This window comes from Roseovarius sp. A-2 (assembly GCF_002072155.1).
Taxonomy (GTDB): domain Bacteria; phylum Pseudomonadota; class Alphaproteobacteria; order Rhodobacterales; family Rhodobacteraceae; genus Roseovarius.
The window spans coordinates 1-17,958 of record NZ_BDIY01000006.1; the positions used below are offsets into that span (position 1 = coordinate 1).

Sequence of the window (17,958 nt, forward strand, 5' to 3'; positions counted from 1 at the left end):
TTCGAGGGCCTGCCTCGAAATATCTCGAGGGGTATCTCGATTGGTTCGTGGCGCGGGTCAGTAAAGTGCAGCCAGAGGATGTTCTGCGGGCTCTGTGAGCTTACCAACACAAAATGCGGACACTACTTTTCGTTAAACCTGCGTGACAGTGTTGACGAAACCCGCCCGCAGGAGTAATCGGCACACGTGGCGATTTGTTACCGGATTGCGGGCCACGTTAAACACATCCGCTAAAAGGTCAGGAGAAAGCCCCCTTTCGCTTGACCGCGTCGGGGCTTTTTTTGTGGGCGATTTCGCCCGGAGGACGAACATGAGCGAGACTTGGAAACGTCGTACCAAAATGGTGCACAGCGGCAGCCGCCGCAGCCAGTATAACGAGGTCAGCGAAGCGATCTTTCTGACCCAGGGCTTTGTCTATGACACCGCCGAGGCGGCCGAGGCGCGGTTTATCAAGGCAGGCGATGACGAGTTCATCTATGCCCGCTATGGCAATCCGACCGTTGCGATGTTCGAGGACCGGATTGCCGGTCTCGAGGGCACCGAGGACGGATTTGCCACCGCGAGCGGCATGGCAGCGGTGTCGGGTGCGCTGACCTCGATGCTGCGGGCGGGCGATCACGTAGTGTCGGCACGGGCGCTTTTCGGCTCGTGCCTCTATGTGCTGGAAGAGGTGCTGACTCGGTTCGGCGTCGAGGTCACGTTTGTCGATGGCACCGATATCGACCAATGGCGCGCGGCGATTCGTCCCGACACCAGGGCGGTCTTTTTCGAGACGGTTTCCAACCCGACGCTCGACGTAGTCGATATCCGCGCGGTGGCAGATCTGGCCCATGCGTCAGGCGCGACGGTGATCGTGGACAATGTCTTTGCCACGCCGGTCTTTTCGCGCGCGGTGGAGCAGGGGGCGGATGTGGTGATTTATTCCGCGACCAAGCATATCGACGGGCAGGGGCGCGCGCTTGGCGGAGTGATCCTCGGCACGCGCGAGTTCATTCGGGGAACAGTCGAACCCTATATGAAGCATACCGGCGGTTCGATGTCGCCCTTTACCGCCTGGATCATGCTCAAGGGGCTGGAGACGATAGATCTGCGGGTGCGCGCGCAGGCCGAGACCGCGTTGCGGATCGCCAATGAGCTGCAAGGCGATGCGCGGCTCGCGCGCGTGATCTACCCGGGCCATCCGAGCCATGCGCAGCATGAACTGGTGACCGCGCAGATGGGACAGGGCGGCACGGTGCTGGCGCTTGATCTTGCGGGCGGGCAGGGGGCCGCGTTCCGCTTTCTCAATGCGCTCGATATCGTGGTGATCTCGAATAACCTGGGCGACGCCAAGTCCATCGCGACCCATCCTGCTACCACGACCCATCAACGCCTGCCCGACGCAGCCAAGGCGCAGCTTGGGATTACGCCCGGTCTGGTGCGCCTGAGCGTGGGGCTGGAGGATCCAGACGACCTGATCGAAGATATCACCCGCGCGCTCGACGCGAGCGGATAAAGCGAAATCAACGGGATAAAAATGATCCGCCGTGCCGCTTTTGTCGTAAATCCCTACGATAATAGCAATTCCTCCGGCAATGCCTTATGTAAGGGATTGGCGGCGCGGAGAGGGAGCCTTTGCCATGAACATGCATCCGTCCGAGATGAACCCCACGCCTGACCGCGATGCGGCGCAAGCGGCGCTCGATCTGCTGCGTGAGTGGGCGCGGGCGGCAAGCCCCGAAGAAGTGGCCTACCTCGATCCCGCGATCGCGCGCCTGCTGCCCGAGGCTGAGATGTCGAACTATCCGGCCCCGTCGCGCGCCTATCCCGACGGGTTCGAGGTGACCGACGCCTATCGCGCGTCGTTGCCGGACCTTCAGAATGGTCCGGCGTCGCTGATCCGTGGCACAAAGCAGCAGTTGCAGCATGTGGGGATTTCCAATTTCCGCCTGCCGATCCGTTTTCATACCCGCGACACCGGTGACCTGACGCTCGAGACCTCGGTCACCGGCACTGTCAGCCTCGAGGCGGGCAAGAAGGGCATCAACATGTCCCGGATCATGCGCAGCTTTTACAAGCACGCCGAAGAGACCTTCAGCTACGAGGTGATGGAGGCCGTGCTTGCGGATTACATCACCGATCTCGACAGCGTGGATGCCCGCCTTCAGATGCGGATTTCCTACCCGATGAAGGTGCAGTCCCTGCGCTCGGGGCTGGAGGGGTATCAATATTACGATATCGCGCTTGAGCTGGTCGAACAGGATGGGATCAAGCGCAAATTCATGCACCTGGACTTCGTCTATTCCTCGACCTGCCCCTGTTCGCTGGAACTGAGCGAGCATGCGCGCGCGACGCGCGGGCAGCTGGCTACTCCGCATTCGCAACGCTCGGTCGCGCGCATTTCCGTGGAACTGATCGAGGGCGATTGCCTGTGGTTCGAGGACTTGATCGAACTGGCGCGCCGCGCTGTTCCCACGGAAACGCAGGTCATGGTCAAGCGCGAGGACGAACAGGCCTTTGCCGAGTTGAACGCCGCTAACGCGATTTTCGTCGAGGATGCTGCGCGGCTGTTCTGCGAGCAGCTTCTGGCCGATCCGCGCATCGGCGATTTCCGCGTGGTGGCTAGCCATCAGGAAAGTTTGCACAGCCATGACGCGGTCAGCGTTCTGACCGAAGGCGACACCTTTGATGCGCAGAGCCTCGATCCGCGTCTCTTTCAAACGCTGGTTCACGGTCGCTGATCGGCGCGATCTGTGCTGAGTGCCCGATTTTCGGGCGTTCAGGCCGTATTTTCAGCGGATATCTGCGCACAGCCCCTTTTGTGATTTGACCTTTGGGCGAATTGCTGCAACGCAGCATGGTGCGCACTTTATACTCGTGTCACCTGCCTGCGGTATCGTGGGCGGTACTCGGATTTGAAAAGGAAACCGACCATGCTTGCACCCGATCTGCCGCTCAAACTCTCCGCTGCCGGGATTAGGCTGACCGGCTACATGATCGAAAGCAATCTGCGCGTGGCGCAGATCTTTGGCGAGGCAGCCATGCGGTCAGGCCGCCTGTCGATGCCGGAGAAACCGGTTACTGCGGCCTCGGTCAAACCCGCAGCCAAGGCGACCGCCAGCCCGAAACCGGCCAAGCTGGTCGACGCCCCCGCCGGCGGCCGCGCGAAGACAGTGGCGAAAACGGCCACGACGAAAGCCGCGCCCAAGCGAACCGCGCGCAAGGCACCCGTGGCACCCGCAGGCAAAGTTGAAAAACCAGCGACGCCGAGCGCTGCGCCGTCGACGGCCACGCTTGCTGCAAAACCGACGCCTGCCACAGCGGCAAAACCTGCTCAGCCAAGTCCCGCAGCGGCCACGGCGGCAAAACCCGCTCAGCCAAGCCCCGCAGCGGCCAAGGCGGAAAAGCCCGCACAGCCTGCCCCGGCACCGGCCAAACCCGCCGAGGACAAGGCGGCCAACCCGGCACCGATACCAGAAAAAGCACAGCCCGCAGCCAGCAACAAAGCCGCCGCCCCGGCCCCGGCAAAGCGTCCGCGCGCGCCGTCCAACCCGCCAGCCATGCCCGGCTCGTCGAAAAAAAATAACGCGAAATAAGGGCTTAGAGGTCGGGATGCGTCACGCGCAACCCGGCCATTCCGATTTGACGCTAGTAATGTCAACGGCGCTGACCTAGTTTTGACATAGGGAGGAAACAGATCACTTAGATTGTGAGGTTTCCAAATGGCGAATATCACCACGAACATCACCGCATCGCCTCTGCGCGAGGGCTGGAAGCGGTTTGTTGCGGCGCTGGAGCGCGGCTTTGACTCGCAAATCCGGGTCTGCGCCCGGCGTAACCAGATCGAGGCGCTCGAGGCGAAGACGGACGAAGAACTGGCCCGGATGGGTATCCGGCGCGACGAGATCGCCTATCACGTCTTCAAGGATCTGTTTTATACCTGACAAAGACGCGGCAGAGCCCTGAGCCCCGCCGGACCTGGTTCGGCGGGGTTTTGCTGCGTTGCAGCAACACCTCGCGCATTCCGGATTTGGTGCCGCGCAATCCGAGACGTGATGCGTTAAGGTGCAGGCAGGGAGGGGACCCGTTCGATCCAAGAAAGGGCACCCAGTGGCCGAGACCGACCTGACACCCCGATTTCTACCCGCCGGGTGGCGGCGTGATCTGGATTTATTCATGGCAGAGCGCGCGCCGGGCATGAACGCCTACATGCTGACGCGACGGCGTCTGCTGAGCGTGGCGCAGATGCACAGCCTGAGCGATTCGGAGCTGGCCGCGATGGGGCTGCGCCGTGCCGATATCCCGGCTTTCGTCTTCGAAGACCTGTTGTCCGACTGATGTCGCACGCTGCGTCTCTCTATCGTGCTTGACAGTCTCGCGAAGCACCGCCAACTCTGCGCGTCATGTTTGATGTGCGACCCGTCGGATATCTGGTTGGCCTGATGGTCACCGCCATGGGTGCGACCATGGCGCTGCCGCTGCTCGTGGATATTGCCGAGGGGCGCGGACACTGGCCTGTGTTCGCCGAGAGCATGATCGTGACCTGCCTGATGGGTGCGCTGGTGGCGCTCGCGTGCAAGAACGCCGCGGGCAAGGGGCTGACCATTCAGCAGGCGTTTCTTCTGACAACGCTGGTCTGGGTGATGCTGCCGCTTTTCGGGGCGCTGCCCTTGATGCTGGGTGAAACCAACCTGCGGTTCATCGACGCTTTTTTTGAAGCGATGTCGGGTGTGACGACCACCGGATCGACGGTGATCGCGGGGCTGGACGATCTGCCCAAGGGCCTCTTGCTGTGGCGCGGTATCCTGCAATGGCTGGGCGGGCTCGGGATTGTGATCGTGGCGCTTGTGTTCCTGCCCGAGATGCGGGTGGGGGGCATGCAGTTCTTTCGTTCCGAAGGGTTCGACACCTTCGGCAAGGCCCTGCCGCGCACCATGGACATCTCAAAGGGGGTGCTCAACGTCTATCTGGGCCTGACGCTGATCTGCACGCTGACCTATTTGGTGCTGGGGATGGGTGCGTTCGAGGCGACGGTGCATGCGCTGACCACCGTCTCCACCGGCGGGTTCTCCAGCAAGGACGCCTCCTTCGCTGCCTTTCCCGGTGCGCCGCAATATGCCTGCGTGGTCTTCATGATCCTCGCGACCCTGCCCTTTGTGCGGATGATGCAGGGGGCGCAGGGGCATATCCGCCCGATCCTGCATGACACGCAGGTGCAAACCTATCTGCGCTGGATCTTCTACGCCGTGGCGCTTGTCGCGGCCTATGATTTCGTGGTCAACGGCCGTTTCGACGAGGACAGCCTGCGGCTGCGGTTGTTCAATGTCGTGTCGATCTTTACGGGCACCGGCTATGGCGATGGCGATGTTACCGCCTGGGGCAATTTTCCCTTTGTCATCCTGATTGTCGTGGGCGCGATTGGCGGCTGCACCGGCTCGACCGGCTGCGCGATCAAGATTTTCCGGTACCAGCTGATGTTACGCGCGCTCGGCCAACAGGCGCGGCGGATTTTTCACCCCTCCAGCGTCATGGTCCTGCGCCATGAGGGGCGGCGCGTCGAGGATGAGGTGCTGCAATCGGTGATGCTGCTCTTTACCTGCTACATCCTGTCGCTCGGCTTTTTCTCGGTGGCGCTGGAGATGACCGGCCTGCCGCTGGTGGAATCGGTGACTGCGGCCTGGACGGCGATTTTCAACGTCGGCCCGGCGTTCGGGGAAACCGTGGGTGTGACGGGATCGCTTGCGGCGTTTCCCGACGCGGCCAAGGCGCTGATGATCCTTGCCATGCTGATGGGGCGGTTGGAGGTTCTGGCGGTGATCGTGCTTCTGGTGCCGGCCTTCTGGCGGGCGTGAGGATGGGTTTTGGCCTGGAGCGAATCTTTGCCGTTATTCTCCTGCGTGGAGTCAGGGCCTAAGGCCGCCAAGGTCCGCTCCGGGCTAAAACGCGCGCCCACCACAGTTACAGCTTTCGAATCTTCAGCTTCGTGATCCGGTTGTCCTTGCGCGCCACGACCTGAAAGCGGAAGCCGTGAAATATGAAGGCCTGATCGATCGCTGGGATCATCTGCGCCTCGTGAATCACCAACCCTGCCACGGTATTCGCCGCGTCGTCCGGCAGGGTCCAGTCGGTCGCGCGGTTGAGATCGCGAATCGTCATCGCGCCGTCGACGAGAAACTGGTTGTCCTCGGTCTTGCGAATCGGGTGTTCGGCGTCGGGGTCGAACTCGTCGGTGATCTCTCCGACGATCTCTTCCAGAATATCCTCCAGCGTGATCAGCCCCTGCAGCGTGCCATATTCATCCACGACCAACGCGAAATGGCTGCGCATGCGCAGGAATTGCCGCATCTGGTCGTCGAGCGTCGTGGTTTCGGGCACGAAATAGGGCTCGCGGGCGATGCTCTGGACGTCAAAGGCGCGCAGCGCCTCGGCGGCGCCTTCCTCGGACGAGGTGACAAGGCCGTGCATTGCCCGCAAGAGATCCTTGGCATGGACCACGCCGACGATGTTGTCGGGATCGTCGCGATAGAGCGGCAGGCGGGTGTGGTTGCTCCTGAGACATTGATCGAGAATCGCGTCGGGCTCCGCCTCGGCGTCGATCATCTCGATGCGGGAACGGTGCAGCATGATTTCCTCGACCGCGCGTTCGCCCAGATCGAGCGCGCCGAGGATGCGGTCTCGGTCCTCCTTCTCGACGACGCCTTCGGATTGGCCCAGATAGAGCGCGCCCGCGATCTCGTCGCGCACCGCGAGAATATGGCTGTCGGGATCGGTCTGTACGCCAAAGGCGCGCAGGATCAGCCGCACCAGCCAGCGCACTGCCGAGACGACGGGCGAGAACACCTTGACCACCCAGACGATGATCGGCGCGGTCCGCGAGGCGGCGGCTTCGGCATTGGTGATGGCGTAGGTCTTGGGCAGTACCTCGGCGAAGATCAAGACCAACAGCGTCATCACCAGCGTCGCGAGCGCCACGCCGCTTTCGCCGAAGAGCCGGGTGAAAAGCGCGGTGGCGAGCGAGGCGGCGAGGATATTGACCAGGTTGTTGCCCAGAAGCACTGAACCGATCAAACGCTCGTTATCCTCGGTTATGAAAAGCGCGGTATCGGCCCCGCGCGAGCCCTTTTCGGCCTGCGCGCGCAGTTTGCCGCGCGATGCGGCGGTGAGAGCGGTCTCGCTCCCCGAGAAAAAGCCCGAGAGCACGAGAAGGCCGAGAATGGCCCCGGTGGTAATCCAGAATGTCAGGTCGAAGGTCGCGGCTGTCGCATCCATTTGCGTAATGATCCTTGTGACTGACGGGGTTATGGGGACTTAAGGCCCTGTAATCAAGAGACCCCCGCGTTCCTGGCTAATGCTCGTCGGTGTTGCCGCCGGTCTTGCGCCGGGCGGCGGCAGCCAGCGGGTGGTGCTCCTCTACCAGCGCCTGCAATCGCGCCTCGAGCACATGGGTGTAGATCTCGGTCGTGGCCACATCGGCATGGCCCAGAAGCGTCTGGATCACCCGCAGATCGGCCCCGTTGGCCAAGAGATGCGTGGCAAAGGCATGCCGCAGCGTGTGCGGGGTCACCTTGTCTGGATCGACATGAGCATCGACCGCCAAGCTCTTGATCAATTGATAAAACCTGTGGCGCGTCAGGTGCCCGGACTTGCCCCCGGAGGCAAAGAGAAAAGCCGAGCCGGGCCGCCCCTTGGCGCGGGCTGCCTCCTCCTCGGCGTCGCGCAGAGAGAGCCATTCGGCCAGCGCCGCGCGCGCAGGCGGCGAGAGCGGCACCATGCGTTCCTTGCCCCCCTTGCCGCGCACCAGCAGCATGTTGGGGTCGCCCCGTGCGGCCGATAGCGGCAGCGCGACCAATTCGCTCACCCGCATGCCGGTGGCATAGAGTAGCGCCATCAGGCAGGTGTTGCGGCAGCGATCCGCCTTGCTGCGCCCGAACTGTGGCGCGGTGTCGAGCAGTCGGGTCACCTCGTCCTCGCTCAGCGTTTTGGGCAGGCGCTGCGCGCGCCCCGGCCCCTTGATGCGGATCGCCGGGTTTTCAGCGCGCAGCCGTTCCTCGAACGCGAAGCGGTAAAATTGCCGGATCGCCGAGAGCCGACGTGCCCGGGTCGATTGTGCAAGGCCCTGCGCCTCGCAATGAATAAGGTAGGATTCAATATCGGTTTGCGTCGTTGTCACCGGATCCTGCGCGTGGTCGGCCATCCAGTCGGCATAGGCACAAAGGTCGCGCTCATAGGCCGAGAGCGTGTTGGCCGCCGCACCCAATTCGGCAGCCTGAGCTTCTAGAAACATTGAAATCCAACGGGTTACGAGGCTCAATTGAGGCGTTCCAGCAACAGAATCTGGAGGGCTGCACGGCGCGCGGTATCCTCCAGCCCGACGGCGCGCAACGTCGCAAGGGCCTCGCTCAGCGTGTCGCGCGCGCTGCCCGCGCTCTGGTCCAGCTCGCGCGCGGCGTCGAGAATGGCCTCGCCCAGGCGGCCCTCGTCGATCAGCGTCTGATGTTCGGGTGTGGCTGCGCTTCGGGCAAAGCCGCGCGCTATGGCCTCTGCCACGGGGCCGGTCGGGGTGGCTTCCGACGGGGTGCCCCGGGCAAGCGCCGCCGCGAAGTCCTGCCGGGCGTCATCGGGGGCAAGGCTCTGCGCGGCCGTCTCATACCGGCTCGAGAGAAGTGCAATGTCGAAGGCTTGGGCGGCGACCTCGGGCGGCAGATCAGCCTCGATCAACCGTTCGGCGAAAAGCTCGGCATAAACGGTTTCGAGCTGCAGGGCACGCGCGGCGCGCCACGCGTCGGGCAGGCTGCGCCCGATTGCCGCAGGGTCGCCCCGGCTGAGCGCGCGGTCAAGCGCCTGTACCGCCGCGACCCGGTCCCAGACCCCGCCCGAGGCTGCGGGATCCCGCGCCGTGTAAAGCCCCAGAAGCCGCGCGCCGGGAACGGCACCCGTGCGCGCCAGCCGCTCGGCGGCCTCTAGCTCTGCCTTCCATCCGGCGGTGCCGCGCAGATCGGCCATGGCGAAGGCGCGCGGCAGGTTGCGGGTGGGCAGCGGCGCGCCGATCGCCTCGAACAACCGGAACCGCAGCGGGGTGACCCGTGCGGGGGGATCGGGAGGCGCGATCTCCTCGATCAGCGACGGGTCGAGAAAGAGCGCGAGCAGGGTCGCATCGGGCTCTGGCAACCCGCCGGTGGCGGTGGCCCCGTGATAGGTCAGCGCCGCGGTGTCCCAGTCGCCCTGTCGCGCGGTGCAATAGATCCGCGCGGCAAGACTGTCGCTGAGATGCGGCTCGGTGCTGAGCGCGGCGCAGGCTGCCTCCTCGCTGCCGTTGAGCAGTGCCAGATCGAACCAGTGCTCAAAAAGTTCGGGCGTCGCACCACCCGCCCGCTCGACCAGGGCGAGCGCGGGCTCGACCGCCCCGAATCGCCGCAGTGCCGCAATGCGGGCGGAAAGGAATTGCGCACTTGGGCCGGAATCCGTCGGTGCCTCGGCCTCAGCCAGAAGCAGCGTGTAGTAAAGCGCCTGCACCGCTGGCAGTGGCACCTCCGGTAGCGCGCGCAGACGTTGCAAAAGCGCGGCCTCGCTGCTGTCCCGCCAGAGCGTACCGGGCAGGCCGGTGGTTGAGGATGGTAGCAAGCCAACGGCGTCGGCGCGGGGTGCGTCGAGGGCGGTGACGACCACGTCCGGCGTCTCGACGCGGTCGGCGGCGGGTGGCTCGGTTTGCGGTGCATAGGGACTGCCGCGCACTGCGGTGTCTGCCTCGTCAAGCCAGTCGATCGCCGAGAGCGGTGCCTGCGCGGCACCTTGCACCGCCCAGAACGTGGCTACAACCACAAGGCTACTCGGTTTCAAGAATGACATCTTGGCGAATCTCGGTTTGCGGCGGCGAGAAATCGGCACCAAAAAAGGGCCCGATATACGCATAGGCCACAAGGGCGACGAAACCCAGAATGGCCAGATAAAATAGCCATTTGATCAATCGGAACATGGAATCCCCTGCCTGCCCGCTACGATGTTTTACCTAAGTTATAACTGGCGTTTTGCGCAAGATCACGTCATTGAGTGAAAAACTGTGTGAATTGGGCGGGGGAGCGCCGAGCGTGTCGGCAGAAACGGATTGGAAACTGAAGAAAACCGTCGTGCTCGTGGGCATGATGGGAGCAGGCAAGACAGCCGTGGGCAAGGCGTTGGCCGCCCGGCTTTCTGTGCCGTTTCTGGATTCCGATACGGAAATCGAGAAAGCCGCCAATATGACGATTTCAGAGATATTTCAAAGGGATGGCGAGACATTCTTTCGTGCGCGCGAAAGCGAGGTGATCGAGCGCCTGCTCGACACGCAGCGTGGCATTCTGTCTACGGGTGGTGGTGCCTTCTTATCCGGAAAAAACCGGAAGATGATGTCCGATAAGGGGATCTCGGTCTGGTTGAATGCCGATCTTGGCTTGTTGTGGTCACGGGTAAAAGGAAAGAATACCAGGCCCTTGCTACGCACAGCTCATCCTTATGAGACGCTGCGAGAGATCTATGAGGCACGCGCGCCGATCTATGCACAGGCGGATTCGAGCGTGGCGGCGGACCCGGGCTATTCGATTGACGACATGGCCGCACGGGTCGAGGCGGCGCTGGCCACGCGGCGTGATGTTTTGGAGGCAGTGAAATGAGTGAGATCGTGCATGTGGGCCTGGAGGGGCGGGCCTATGACATCCATATCGGGCCGGGCCTTTTGGCGCGCGCAGGGGAACTGATCGGCCCGCTGCTGCGGCGTCCGCGCGTGGCAATCATAACCGACGAGACGGTCGCGACGCTGCATCTCGAAACGTTTTGCAACGGATTGGAAGCGAACGGAATTTCCTCGGTCGCAATGCGTCTGCCGCCGGGCGAGGCGACGAAGTCCTGGCCGCATTTCGAGCGGGCGGTCGAATGGCTGCTGGAGCAGAAGGTCGAGCGCAACGACGTGGTTGTCGCCCTGGGCGGCGGCGTGATCGGCGATCTGGTGGGCTTTGCCGCCGCCGTGCTGCGGCGCGGGGTGCGGTTCGTGCAGGTGCCGACAAGCCTGCTCGCGCAGGTCGACAGTTCGGTCGGTGGCAAGACCGGGATCAACGCGCCGCAGGGCAAGAACCTGATTGGCGCGTTCCATCAGCCGAGCCTGGTGCTCGCCGATACCGCGGTTCTGGACAGCTTGCCGGAGCGCGATTTTCTGGCGGGTTACGGCGAAGTCGTGAAATACGGGCTTTTGGGAGATCGTGAATTTTTCCAATGGCTTGAAGGCCACGCCTCACGTGTTGCAGAGGGTGATATGGCGGCGCGGATCCATGCCGTGAAACGCTCGGTCGAGATGAAGGCCGAGATTGTGATGCGCGATGAAACCGAACAGGGCGAGCGGGCGTTGCTCAATCTTGGACATACATTTTGCCACGCTTTGGAAGCCGCCACGCGATATGACGGGACGCGGCTCGTGCATGGCGAGGGAGTGGCGATCGGATGCGCGCTGGCTTTTGAGTTGTCGGCGCGGCTCGGGCTGTGTGCACAGGAGGAACCGAGCCGCGTGCGCGCGCATCTGCGTGACATGAGGATGAAGGTTGATTTGTCGGATATTGATGGAGAATTACCAGACCCGGAGGGGCTCATTGCGCTGATGGCGCAGGACAAGAAAGTCGTCGATGGCAGGTTGAGCTTCGTCCTCGCGCGCGGCATCGGTGAGGCGTTCATCACCGCTGACGTGCCGTCCGAGACAGTACGTGAAGTGCTAGAGGATGCGCTCGCCATGCGGGCCTGAGATGTACGGCGTTCGCGCCTCGCTGCCCCGGGCCGATTCAGGATGATACCGCAGAACACCGCACATCGGGCGGCGGTCGGGGAAAGGCGTTTGTAAACGCCTTTCAACGCGGTTTCCAAACCGCGTTGCAAGCCGCTTGAGAGCGGCTTGCCCAAGGGATTTCAAAATCCCTTGGGCGCGCGATCCTCTTAGGGGATGAGCTTGACCAGTGCGTGACGTTTCTTGCCCGCCGAAAGCTTGATCGGCGCGGCGAGGGCGGCGGCGTCGATCATCAACCCGGCATCGGTCAGCGGCGCGTCGTCGAGGCGCGCGCCGTTCTCGGCGATAAGGCGTTTCGCCTCCTTACCGGACTTGGCGAGGCCACTGCGCACGATCAATTGCACGATGGAAATCCCGTCGCCCAGGTCCTCGGCGCCCAGTTCAACTGTCGGCAGATCATCGCCCACACCGCCCTTTTCGAACACCTCGCGCGCGGTGGCTTCGGCGGTCCGTGCCGCCTCTGCCCCGTGCAGCAGCGTCGTTACTTCATTGGCGAGGATGATCTTGGCATCGTTGATCTCGGAGCCTTGCAGGCTGCCCATGCGCTCGCACTCCTCGACGGGCAATTCGGTATAGAGTTTCAGGAAGCGCCCGGTATCGGCATCGGTGGTGTTGCGCCAGAATTGCCAGAATTCGTAGGGGCTGAGCATGTCGCCATCGAGCCACATCGCGCCGCCCGCGGATTTGCCCATCTTGCGCCCGTCCGAGGTGGTCAGCAGCGGTGAGGTGAGGCCGTACACCGGCGTGTCGATCACCCGGCGGGTGAGGTCGATGCCGTTTACGATATTGCCCCATTGATCCGAGCCCCCCATCTGCAACACGCAGCCGTGGCGCCGGTTGAGTTCAAGGAAATCATAGGCTTGGAGGATCATGTAGTTGAATTCGAGAAAGCTGAGCGATTGCTCGCGGTCGAGCCGGGATTTCACGCTCTCGAAGGACAGCATCCGGTTGACCGAGAAATGCCGCCCGATATCACGCAGGAAGTCGAGATAGTTCAGCCCGTCGAGCCATTCGGCATTGTCGAGCATCAGCGCGTCGCTCTGCCCCTGACCATACGCAAGGTAGCGCGCGAAGACGCGTTTCATGCCAGAGATGTTCTCGGCGATCTGATCAGGGCCGAGCAGGGGCCGTTCATCCGAGCGGAACGATGGATCACCCACCTTGGTCGTGCCGCCGCCCATCAGCGTGATCGGGCGGTGCCCGGTCTTTTGCAGCCAGCGCAGCATCATGATGTTCAGCAGGTGCCCAACATGCAGCGATTTCGCCGTGGCGTCATAGCCGATATAGGCTGTGACCGTGCCTTTGGTCAGCGCCTCGTCCAGCCCCTGGTAATCGGTGCAATCCGCGAGATAGCCGCGCTCGATCATCACGCGCATGAAATCTGATTTCGGGTGGTAGGTCATAAGGCTTGTCCCGCTTGTCGTTGCGCGGCATGTATATGCAGTCATTGGGCGAAGGAAAAGGCCATGTTGAAGGCGGGGCGGCTCTGGGCCTTGGGGGCGATGTCGGGCACCTCGCTTGACGGGGTAGATGCGGCCATGGTCGAAACCGATGGCGAGGTGATCACCGGCTTTGGCCCTTCCGCCTATCGCGCCTATTCGACGGTCGAGCAGGCGATTCTGGCCGCCGCCCTTGGAAAATGGCCCGGAGAGGAACTGGCCGAGGCCGAGGCGCTGGTGGAGCGTGCGCATCTGGAGGTGCTCCGCAGCTTTGACGGGGCCGCGCTGGTGGGCTTTCACGGTCAGACGCTGGCGCATGAGCCACAGGGGCGCGGCACGCATCAATTGGGCGATGGCGCGCGGCTGGCCGAGGCTTTGGGTCTGCCGGTGGTCTGGGATTTTCGCAGCGCTGATATCCGTCTGGGCGGCGAGGGTGCTCCGCTGGCACCGTTCTTTCATTTCGCCTGTGCCAAGTGGATCGGGGCCGAGGCGCCGCTGGCCTTTCTCAATCTCGGCGGGGTGGGCAACCTGACCTGGGTCGATCCGCGCCGCGCGCGGCCCGAGGAGGAGGGCGCTCTACTGGCGTTCGACACCGGCCCGGCCAATGCCCCGATCAACGATTTGATGATGGCGCGGCGGGGAGAGCCGTATGACCGCGACGGCGCACTTGCGCGGTGCGGGCAGGTGGTGCAGGGCGCGCTGGAGCTGTTCCTGGACGAGTCGTATTTCCTGCGCATGCCACCCAAGTCGCTGGATCGCGACACGTTTTCCGAGATGATCGGGCTGGTTTCGGAACTGGCCGATGCCGATGCCGTCGCGACGCTGACCGGCATGGCCGCAGCGGCGGTGTTGCGCGGAATGGAACATTGTCCGGAGCCGCCTGTGCGTCTGCTGGTGACGGGGGGCGGGCGGCACAACCCGGTGATGATGCGAATGCTTGCCGCTTCGCTCGATTGCCCGGTGGCACCGGTGGAGGCGGTGGGGCTTGACGGCGACATGCTGGAGGCGCAGGCTTTCGCGCATTTGGCGGTGCGGGTGGCGCGGGGATTGCCCACGTCCTGTGCCGGTACGACGGGCGTGCGCGCCGCCGTGTCGGGCGGAACGATCAGCCGTCCAGAGGGGGGATGATGGAGTATGAGCTTGACCAGGGTGCCGGGGCCGGGCGGCGGCTTGGCCTGATCGTGCTGAGCACCGACGAAACATTGGAATACGAGGCGCGCGGCGTGCTGGCAGGGCGCGATGTGAACCTGCTGCACACCCGCATTCCGGCGCAGGCCGATGTCACGCCCGAAGATTTGCAGGCCATGGCCCCCGAGATGACGCGCACCGCCGCGCTCTTGCCGCAGGGGTTGTCGGTGCTTGGTTACGGCTGCACCTCTGCCAGTGCCGTGATCGGCCCTGACGAGGTGGCGCGGCGCATGCAGAAGGCACAGCCTGCCACGCCCGTGACCAACCCGCTGAGTGCCGTGATCGCCGCGCTCAACGCATTTGGGGCGACGCGCGTGGCGATGGTCACGCCCTACGTGGCCGAGGTGAATGGCCCGCTGCGCCATGCGCTGGCCGGGGCGGGGATTACAGTGGTGAGCGAGGCGAGCTTCAGCCAGAAAGAGGATTGGACAGTGGCGCGAATCGCCGAGAGTTCGACCTGGGCCGCGATGGTGCAGGCGGGGCGTGCGGCGGATGTTCAGGCGGTCTTTACAAGCTGCACCAATTTGCGCACTTTCGGGATCATCGAGGCGGTCGAGCAAGTGCTCGGGTTGCCGGTAATCAGTTCCAATCAGGCGCTATTGTGGGACATGTTGCGGCACGCCGGGATCGCGGCGCGCGGCTGGGGGCCGGGGCGGCTGTTTGATCTAGAGGGGCGGAAAGAGGACTGAATGACCAAGAAACACCAAAAGCCCGCGACCATCGCCGCACAGGCGGCAGGCGCGGTGGACGCGCAGACCGGAGGCGTGGTGCCGGGGATCAACCTGGCCACGACCTATCTGCGCGATGCCGACTATGGGCTGATGCGGCCCGACAATGTCTATGGCCGCGATCAGAACGATACGGTGCGGCAGTGCGAGGAGGTTTTGCGTGCATTGGAAGGCGCGGCGGCAAGCCTGCTGTTTCCAAGTGGCATGGCGGCCATTGCGGCGGTGTTCCGGGCGCTGCCCTCGGGGGCGCGGGTGGTGATGCAGTCCGGAATCTACTGGGGCACGTTGAAATGGGTGCGCGATTATTGCGTGCGGCGTGCGATCATCCTCGATGAGATCGACGCGGCGGACCCCGGTGCCTTGGCCGAGGCGTGCCGGTCCTCCGCGGACATGGTCTGGATCGAGACGCCGTCGAACCCGTGGCTCAAGTCCGTTGACATCGCGGCGGCGGCGGGTATCGCGCACAAGGGGGGCGCGGTGCTCGTGGTCGATGGCACGGCGGCGACGCCGGTGCTGACCCGGGCGCTTGATCTGGGGGCCGATGTCGTGATGCATTCGGCGACCAAGGCGCTGAACGGGCATTCTGATGTGTTGGCGGGCGTCTTGTCCTGCCGCGAGCCGGGGCAGGCGATGTGGCAGGAAATAGCCACCGATCGCCATGACGCGGGGGCCATTATCGGGCCGTTCGAGGCGTGGCTTTTGATGCGGGGGATGCGGACATTACCGCTGCGGATGGAGCGGATGTGCCAGAACGCGATGGACGTTGCCGAATACCTGGAGGGGCGCGCCGATATCGAGGCGGTCTATTATCCGGGGCTGGCCAGCCATGCCGGGCACGCAATCGCGGCGCGTCAGATGCAGGGTGGCTATGGCTACCTGCTCTCTGCGCTGGTCAAGGGCGACAAGGCGCGCGCGCTCGATGTGGTGGGGCGGTTGCGGTTGTTCCATCGGGCCACGTCCCTTGGGGGTGTCGAGAGCCTCGTCGAGCACCGCCACACCATTGAGCCGCACACCGGCATCCCCGAGACGCTTATTCGCCTGTCGGTGGGGATCGAGGATGCGGGCGACTTGATCGCCGATCTCGCGCAGGCGCTGGACGGCTAGGGCTGGTTTGAACCGGGCATCCGATTGAAGCTCTTGCGCGAAACGCGGACGTAAGGCCGCCGCGCATTGCCATGCCAGAGGTATGCCTTCGGCATGACGCCGCCCCCGGCGCGGCGATTTGGCTGCAACCCGCTCTGCGCTCGGATGTTTTTCGGGCGCGGCTGGCATAAAACACTGCCAAACCAGTCTAAGATCGCCACACTGCCGCGCGACGATGCGCGGCTTAGTCCACCGGCAGTCGCCGACCGAAATTGATCGCCCTCGATCTCTAGCGATCAGAAAGCCCGTTTCGAATCGGCCATCGGTAGAAACTTGCTGAGCACCGCAAGGCAGTATCCTTCAGAGCAAAATCCCGGCGCGAGGCCGGGATTCTGAAAGCAAGCGACACCGGCGCCTCAGCGATTCTCGATATCCACGTAATCGCGCAGCGTTTCGCCCTGATAGAGCTGCCGTGGACGACCGATCTTCATCTGCGGATCGCTGATCATTTCCTTCCACTGCGAGATCCAGCCGATGGTGCGTGAGACCGCGAAAATCGGTGTGAACATCGAGGTCGGAAAGCCCATCGCTTCCAGAATGATGCCGGAGTAGAAGTCCACATTCGGGAAGAGTTTCTTGTCGGTGAAATAATCATCCGCGAGCGCCTGTTTCTCCAACTCCTTGGCGACTTGCAGCGTCGGATTGTTCTCGACGCCCAGAAGTTCCAATACCTCGTCGGCGGATTGCTTCATCACCTTGGCGCGCGGATCGAAGTTCTTGTAGACCCGATGGCCAAAGCCCATCAGGCGGAACGGATCGTCCTTGTCCTTGGCCCGCGCGATGAATTCGGGGATGCGGTCGGGCGTGCCGATCTCGCGCAGCATTTCGAGGCAGGCCTGGTTTGCGCCGCCATGCGCCGGCCCCCAGAGGCAGGCAATGCCCGCCGCGATGCAGGCAAACGGGTTTGCCCCCGACGACGACGCCAGCCGCACGGTCGAGGTCGAGGCGTTCTGTTCGTGATCCGCATGCAGCGTGAAAATCCGGTCCATCGCGCGGCTCAGGATCGGGTTGACCTCGTAATCCTCGGCGGGCACCGCAAAGCACATGCGCAGGAAATTCGACGCATAGTCGAGGTCGTTGCGCGGATAGACGACAGGCTGCCCGATCGAATACTTGTAGGCCCAGGCGGCAATCGTCGGCATCTTGGCGATCAGCCGGATCGAGGCCACTTCGCGCTGCCACTCGTCGCTGATATCGGTGCTGTCGTGATAGAAAGCCGACATCGCCCCCACGACACCGACCATGATGGCCATCGGATGCGCGTCGCGGCGGAACCCGCGGAAGAAATACACCATCTGCTCGTGTAGCATGGTGTGATTGGTCACCCGGCTCTCGAAATCCTCCAACTCGGCGGGCGAGGGCAGTTCGCCATAGAGCAGCAGGTAGCAAACTTCGAGGAAATGCGATTTCTCGGCCAGTTGATCAATCGGATAGCCACGGTGCAGCAACTCACCCTTGTCACCGTCAATAAAGGTGATGGTGCTGTCGCAGCTTGCGGTCGAGGTAAAGCCGGGATCGTATGTGAAAACGCCCGCCGTGCCATAGAGCTTGCGGATGTCGACCACGTCGGGGCCCACCGTAGGCGAAAAGATCGGCAACTCGTAGGTTTTGCCGTCGATCTCCAGCTTCGCGGCTCTGTTGCTTTCTGACATCAGGGGTCCTCCCTCTCAACGCCCGCATG

At 63.3% G+C, this 17,958-nt stretch carries 17 protein-coding genes and 1 riboswitch; of the genes, 11 read left to right on the forward strand and 6 right to left on the reverse strand.

What is annotated here, in order from left to right; all coding sequences use genetic code 11:
* Nucleotides 1–176 precede the first annotated feature (176 nt).
* Nucleotides 177–254: riboswitch (SAM riboswitch) on the forward strand.
* 56 nt (nucleotides 255–310) lie between these two features.
* From metZ to BHD06_RS09265, 6 genes are all read left to right on the forward strand, one after another.
* The gene (metZ, locus tag BHD06_RS09240; protein WP_080456717.1) at nucleotides 311–1,495 is read left to right on the forward strand and encodes an O-succinylhomoserine sulfhydrylase; all 1,185 of its coding nucleotides are present in this window, start codon (nucleotides 311–313) and stop codon (nucleotides 1,493–1,495) included.
* 124 nt (nucleotides 1,496–1,619) lie between these two features.
* Complete coding sequence (gene folE2 / locus BHD06_RS09245; RefSeq protein WP_080456718.1) at nucleotides 1,620–2,720, forward strand: GTP cyclohydrolase FolE2; 1,101 nt, start codon at nucleotides 1,620–1,622, stop codon at nucleotides 2,718–2,720.
* 192 nt (nucleotides 2,721–2,912) lie between these two features.
* Nucleotides 2,913–3,575 (forward strand): hypothetical protein, encoded by a 663-nt coding sequence (locus BHD06_RS09250; RefSeq protein WP_080456719.1) that lies wholly within the window; start codon nucleotides 2,913–2,915, stop codon nucleotides 3,573–3,575.
* Between the two features lie 126 nt (nucleotides 3,576–3,701).
* Entirely contained in the window at nucleotides 3,702–3,923 is a 222-nt protein-coding gene (locus BHD06_RS09255) for a hypothetical protein (protein WP_080456720.1), read from the forward strand.
* A 166-nt stretch (nucleotides 3,924–4,089) separates the two neighbouring features.
* Nucleotides 4,090–4,317: a hypothetical protein gene (locus tag BHD06_RS09260; RefSeq protein WP_080456721.1), complete on the forward strand. Its 228-nt coding sequence runs from the start codon at nucleotides 4,090–4,092 to the stop codon at nucleotides 4,315–4,317.
* 65 nt (nucleotides 4,318–4,382) lie between these two features.
* Entirely contained in the window at nucleotides 4,383–5,831 is a 1,449-nt protein-coding gene (locus tag BHD06_RS09265; RefSeq protein WP_080456722.1) for a TrkH family potassium uptake protein, read from the forward strand.
* Between the two features lie 106 nt (nucleotides 5,832–5,937).
* Here BHD06_RS09265 and BHD06_RS09270 read toward each other — a convergent pair whose 3' ends face one another.
* From BHD06_RS09270 to BHD06_RS23700, 4 genes are all read right to left on the reverse strand, one after another.
* Entirely contained in the window at nucleotides 5,938–7,248 is a 1,311-nt protein-coding gene (locus BHD06_RS09270; RefSeq protein WP_080456723.1) for an HlyC/CorC family transporter, read from the reverse strand.
* Nucleotides 7,249–7,324: 76 nt separating this feature from the next.
* The gene (locus tag BHD06_RS09275) at nucleotides 7,325–8,263 is read right to left on the reverse strand and encodes a tyrosine recombinase (protein ID WP_080456724.1); all 939 of its coding nucleotides are present in this window, start codon (nucleotides 8,261–8,263) and stop codon (nucleotides 7,325–7,327) included.
* Nucleotides 8,264–8,286: 23 nt separating this feature from the next.
* Nucleotides 8,287–9,816 carry a hypothetical protein gene (locus BHD06_RS09280; RefSeq protein ID WP_254892370.1) on the reverse strand — a complete coding sequence of 510 codons (1,530 nt, stop codon included), beginning with the start codon at nucleotides 9,814–9,816 and terminating at the stop codon, nucleotides 8,287–8,289.
* On the reverse strand, nucleotides 9,803–9,952 hold the full coding sequence (locus BHD06_RS23700; protein WP_176214321.1) for a hypothetical protein: 150 nt from the start codon (nucleotides 9,950–9,952) through the stop codon (nucleotides 9,803–9,805). Before BHD06_RS23700 ends, BHD06_RS09280 begins: the two co-directional genes overlap by 14 nt.
* 70 nt (nucleotides 9,953–10,022) lie before the next feature.
* On the opposite strand from BHD06_RS23700, the gene BHD06_RS09285 reads away from it, so the two are divergent.
* Nucleotides 10,023–10,625 (forward strand): shikimate kinase, encoded by a 603-nt coding sequence (locus BHD06_RS09285; RefSeq protein WP_376764846.1) that lies wholly within the window; start codon nucleotides 10,023–10,025, stop codon nucleotides 10,623–10,625.
* Nucleotides 10,622–11,740 carry a 3-dehydroquinate synthase gene (gene aroB, locus BHD06_RS09290; RefSeq protein WP_080456727.1) on the forward strand — a complete coding sequence of 373 codons (1,119 nt, stop codon included), beginning with the start codon at nucleotides 10,622–10,624 and terminating at the stop codon, nucleotides 11,738–11,740. The genes BHD06_RS09285 and aroB overlap by 4 nt, the downstream gene beginning before the upstream one ends.
* A 188-nt stretch (nucleotides 11,741–11,928) precedes the next feature.
* Here aroB and tyrS read toward each other — a convergent pair whose 3' ends face one another.
* Nucleotides 11,929–13,182 (reverse strand): tyrosine--tRNA ligase, encoded by a 1,254-nt coding sequence (tyrS, locus tag BHD06_RS09295; protein ID WP_080456728.1) that lies wholly within the window; start codon nucleotides 13,180–13,182, stop codon nucleotides 11,929–11,931.
* Between the two features lie 63 nt (nucleotides 13,183–13,245).
* Between tyrS and BHD06_RS09300 the strand changes: the two genes are divergently transcribed.
* The 3 genes from BHD06_RS09300 to BHD06_RS09310 are packed head-to-tail and all read left to right on the forward strand — an operon-like array spanning nucleotide 13,246 to nucleotide 16,238.
* A complete protein-coding gene (locus tag BHD06_RS09300) occupies nucleotides 13,246–14,346 on the forward strand; it encodes an anhydro-N-acetylmuramic acid kinase (RefSeq protein WP_080456729.1) in 1,101 nt (366 codons plus the stop codon).
* Nucleotides 14,343–15,095, forward strand: a complete 753-nt coding sequence (locus BHD06_RS09305; protein ID WP_254892371.1) for an aspartate/glutamate racemase family protein — start codon at nucleotides 14,343–14,345, stop codon at nucleotides 15,093–15,095. Before BHD06_RS09300 ends, BHD06_RS09305 begins: the two co-directional genes overlap by 4 nt.
* Nucleotides 15,096–16,238 (forward strand): PLP-dependent aspartate aminotransferase family protein, encoded by a 1,143-nt coding sequence (locus BHD06_RS09310; RefSeq protein ID WP_080456731.1) that lies wholly within the window; start codon nucleotides 15,096–15,098, stop codon nucleotides 16,236–16,238. It abuts the gene before it with no gap.
* A gap of 395 nt (nucleotides 16,239–16,633) precedes the next feature.
* Here BHD06_RS09310 and gltA read toward each other — a convergent pair whose 3' ends face one another.
* Entirely contained in the window at nucleotides 16,634–17,929 is a 1,296-nt protein-coding gene (gene gltA, locus BHD06_RS09315) for a citrate synthase (RefSeq protein ID WP_080456732.1), read from the reverse strand.
* Between the last annotated feature and the right edge of the window lie 29 nt (nucleotides 17,930–17,958).